Origin of the sequence: Microbacterium sp. Leaf351 (assembly GCF_001423825.1) — a bacterium.
Lineage (GTDB): Bacteria > Actinomycetota > Actinomycetes > Actinomycetales > Microbacteriaceae > Microbacterium > Microbacterium ginsengisoli.
On record NZ_LMPK01000015.1, the window covers coordinates 214,714 to 218,562 of the forward strand.

Genomic DNA, 3,849 nt, shown 5'->3' on the forward strand with positions numbered 1-3,849 from the left:
AGTTCATTCACATGGCGGCACGGCGCGACTATCATCGGCAGTGCCGGGGCGGTGCCGCCTCGGCTGAGCCGCGGAGGGACGCCCGATGACCACCCAGCCCGATCTGTTCGACGGAATCGTCGCCCGCACCGTCGCGACCGACCGCCTCGCGGTCAACGTGCTCCTGCGCGAGGACGACGACCCGACCNNNAGATCATGCAGGACCTCCCCGGGGACGTGCGGGTGATCGCCGTCGACCTGCGCGGGTTCGGCGGGAGCGAGAGCCTGCCCATCGACGCGACCCGCGGGGTGCGCGATTTCAGCGACGACGTGCATGCGACGCTCGAGGCCCTCGGGGTCGCCGCGCCCCACCTCGTCGGCTGGTCGATGGGAGGCGGCGTCGTGATGCAGTACGCGATCGACCACCCCGTGGCATCCCTCACTCTGCAGGCACCGGTCTCTCCCTACGGCTTCGGCGGCACCCGCCGCGACGGCAGCCGCCTGACCGACGACGACGCCGGCACCGGCGGCGGCGGAGCGAACCCGGACTTCGTGCAGCGCCTCACCGACCACGACACCAGCGCCGACGCCCAGACGTCGCCGCGCAGCGTCTTCCGATCCGGATACGTCGCCCCGGGCTTCGAGAGCGAGCACGAGGACGCCTGGGTCGCCTCGATGCTCACGACCTCCACCGCCACGGGCAACTACCCCGGCGATGCCGTGGCGAGCGAGAACTGGCCCGGATTCGGGGCCGGCCGCATCGGCGTGCTGAACACCATGGCGCCGGGCTACTTCAACACGTCCGGCATCGTCGGTCTCGCCGTCAAGCCCCCGGTGCTGTGGGTGCACGGCGACGCCGACGCCATCGTGTCCGACGCGTCGTTCTTCGACCTCAACCACCTCGGGGCGCTCGGCATCATCCCCGGCTGGCCCGGGGCGGACGCCGCGCCCGCCCAGGAGATGGTCTCCCAGACCCGTGACGTGCTCGAGGCCTACGCCGCCGGCGGCGGCGAGGTCACCGAGCTGCTGCTGCCCGGCGTCGGCCACTCGCCGCACCTCGAGCGCCCCGCCGAGGTGCGGCGCGCACTCCTCAGTCACATCGGCTACGTGGGCCGACCCGTCGACCCGGCGCCGCCCACCGAGACGATCGTGCTGCGCTCGGCCGACTGACCGGGCCCGGGGCGCCCGGAACGGCGAGGGATGCCTCCGGCCCGGGACGGGGCATCCCTAGACTGACGCCATGAGCGCATCCGGCGGCAACAGGGCGGTCATCGCGGCACTTCTCGCGAACCTCGGCATCGCCCTCACCAAGTTCCTCGCGTGGGCCTTCTCGGGGTCGGCGTCGATGCTCGCCGAGGCGATCCACTCGCTCGCCGACTCGGGAAATCAGCTGCTGCTGCTCTTCGGCGGCCGTCAGGCCCGGCGCCGCGCCGACGCTGAGCATCCGTTCGGCTACGGCCGTGAACGGTACGTCTACGCGTTCGTCGTCGCGATCATCCTGTTCTCGATCGGTGGGTTGTTCTCGGTCATCGAGGGCATCGACAAGTTGCAGCATCCGCACGAGCTCGAGAACCTGTGGCTGCCGCTCGTCGTGCTGCTGCTCGCCATCGGTCTGGAGTCCTTCTCGCTGCGCACCGCCATCCGCGAGTCGAACCACCACCGCGCCGCCGGGGAATCGTGGTTCGGGTTCATCCGGCACGCGAAGGCGCCCGAGCTGCCCGTCGTGCTGCTCGAGGATGTCGCAGCCCTCACCGGTCTCGTGTTCGCACTGTTCGGCGTCGGGCTGTCGGGACTCACCGGCAACCCGGTGTTCGACGCCCTCGGCACCCTGTTGATCGGCCTGCTGCTGATCGCGGTCGCGATCGTGCTCGGCATCGAGACGAAGAGCTTGCTGGTCGGCGAGGGCGCGCGCCCCGCCGACCAGCGGGCGATCGAAGCGGCGATCACCGGCGGCGGCGAGATCTCGCACCTCATCCACATCAAGACCCTCTATCTCGGACCCGACGAGCTGCTGGTTGCGGCGAAACTCGGCTTCGCCGCCGACCTGCCGCTCGCCCGCGTCGCCAGCGACATCGACGCGATCGAGGCGCGCATCCGCGCCGCCGTGCCGATCGCGCGGGTCATCTACCTCGAGCCCGACCTCTACCGGGCGCACGGCGAGCCCGAGGCATCCGCTCGACGGCAGATCACCCCGCCACCGCCGACCGCCGAGGTCATCGTCGCCTCGTCCGACTGACCGCTCTCGCCCACCGCGGGCCGGAGCGGCAGACTGGGGACATGGAGTACTGCCTGTTCACCGAGCCCCAGCAGGGGGCGTCGTACGCCGACCAGCTCGAATTCGCCCAGGCCGGTGAGCGGCTCGGGTTCGACGGGTTCTTCCGCTCGGACCACTACCTGCGCATGGGCGAGGGCGACCCGCTGCCCGGTCCGACCGACGCGTGGACGACCCTCGCCGGCCTCGCCCGCGAGACCTCGCGCATCCGGCTCGGCACCCTGGTCTCCTCGGTGACCTACCGGGTTCCCGCGATCCTCGCCATGCAGGTCGCGCAGGTCGACGCGATGAGCGGCGGCCGGGTCGAGCTCGGGCTCGGCACGGGCTGGTTCGAGGCCGAGCACACCGCCTACGGCATCCCGTTCCCGCCCCGCCGCTTCGACCTGCTCGAGGAGCAGCTCGCCGTGATCACCGGGCTGTGGGAGGCATCCGGATCATTCTCGTTCGACGGCGCCCACTACCGCCTCGAGGACGCGCCCGCCCTGCCGAAGCCCGTGCAAGGCCGAGTGCCGGTGATCGTCGGCGGCGGCGGACCTCAGCGCNNTCGCCGAGAAGTTCGCGGGCGTGCGCGGCGCGTGCGCCGAGATCGGCCGCGACCCGAGCACGCTCAAGCTGTCGGTGGCACTCCCGACACTCGCCGCCCCCACCGAGGCGCAGCTCGAGCGCCGTGCGGCGGCCATCGGCCGCGACCTCGACAGCGTGCGCGGCGACACCAACATCGTCGGCGGGCTGGATGAGATCGTGGCGAAGGTCGAGCGCCTGCAGGCCCTCGGCGCCACGCGCGTGTATTTCCAGCTCATGGACCTGCGCGACATCGAGCAGGTCGAGTACCTCGGCTCGACGGTGCTCCCCCGCCTGCCCCGCTGAGGCTCTCGTCGCGGCGGCGGGCGCTGCGGCCCGGCGTCCGGGCGGCGCGCCCGCCGCCCGGACGCCGGNCGACACGCCGTGTCAGAGGGCGTCGGGTCGGCGCGCCTCGAAGAAGCTCCGAAGCTGCGCCTGCGCCTCGGCGGCGAGCACCCCGCCCACGACCTCTGCGCGGTAGGGCAGACGGCGGTCGCGCACCACGTCGTACATCGACCCCGCTGCACCCGCCTTGTCGTCCCACGCGCCGAACACGACCCGCGACACACGCGCTTGCAGCAGCGCCCCCGCGCACATCAGGCAGGGCTCCAGGGTGACGACGAGCGTGCACCCCTCGAGGTTCCACGACCCGATGGATGCCGCGGCCTGCCGCAGGGCGACGACCTCGGCGTGCGCCGTGGGATCCCCCGTCGCCTCGCGCAGATTGCGCCCTTCGCCGATCGGGGTGCCCGCGGCATCCACCACGACCGCACCCACGGGAACATCGCCCTCCGTGCCCGCCACCTCGGCGAGCGCAAGCGCCCGGCGCATGGCTGCGAGGTCGGCGGGGGTCGTCACGGTGACAGCGTAGGCGGTGCTCTAGCCTGTGATCATGCGCTTGCACGTCGCCGACCACCCGCTCGTCACCCACAAGCTCACGGTTCTGCGCGACCAGCGCACGCCGTCGCCGATCTTCCGCCAGCTCACCTCCGAGCTCGTGACGCTGCTCGCCTACGAGGCGACCCGCAACGTGCGGG

At 72.1% G+C, this 3,849-nt stretch carries 4 protein-coding genes and 1 pseudogene; 4 read left to right on the forward strand and 1 reads right to left on the reverse strand.

Going from position 1 to position 3,849, the window contains the following annotated elements; genetic code table 11:
- Positions 1-190 precede the first annotated feature (190 nt).
- The 3 genes and pseudogenes from ASG00_RS06730 to ASG00_RS17495 form a co-directional block, all read left to right on the forward strand.
- Positions 191-1,149, forward strand: a pseudogene (locus ASG00_RS06730) (alpha/beta fold hydrolase); the annotation flags it as partial.
- A 70-nt stretch (positions 1,150-1,219) separates the two neighbouring features.
- Entirely contained in the window at positions 1,220-2,215 is a 996-nt protein-coding gene (locus tag ASG00_RS06735; protein WP_056207762.1) for a cation diffusion facilitator family transporter, read from the forward strand.
- A 41-nt stretch (positions 2,216-2,256) separates the two neighbouring features.
- Positions 2,257-2,793: TIGR03560 family F420-dependent LLM class oxidoreductase (locus ASG00_RS17495; RefSeq protein WP_235559353.1), on the forward strand; the 537-nt coding region annotated here is incomplete at its 3' end.
- Between the two features lie 406 nt (positions 2,794-3,199).
- On the opposite strand, the gene tadA is transcribed toward ASG00_RS17495, so the two are convergent.
- On the reverse strand, positions 3,200-3,643 hold the full coding sequence (gene tadA / locus ASG00_RS06745) for a tRNA adenosine(34) deaminase TadA (RefSeq protein ID WP_056207830.1): 444 nt from the start codon (positions 3,641-3,643) through the stop codon (positions 3,200-3,202).
- A 61-nt stretch (positions 3,644-3,704) separates the two neighbouring features.
- On the opposite strand from tadA, the gene ASG00_RS17505 reads away from it, so the two are divergent.
- Positions 3,705-3,849, forward strand: a 145-nt coding sequence (locus tag ASG00_RS17505; protein WP_442922615.1) for a uracil phosphoribosyltransferase, incomplete at its 3' end; no start/stop codon positions are given.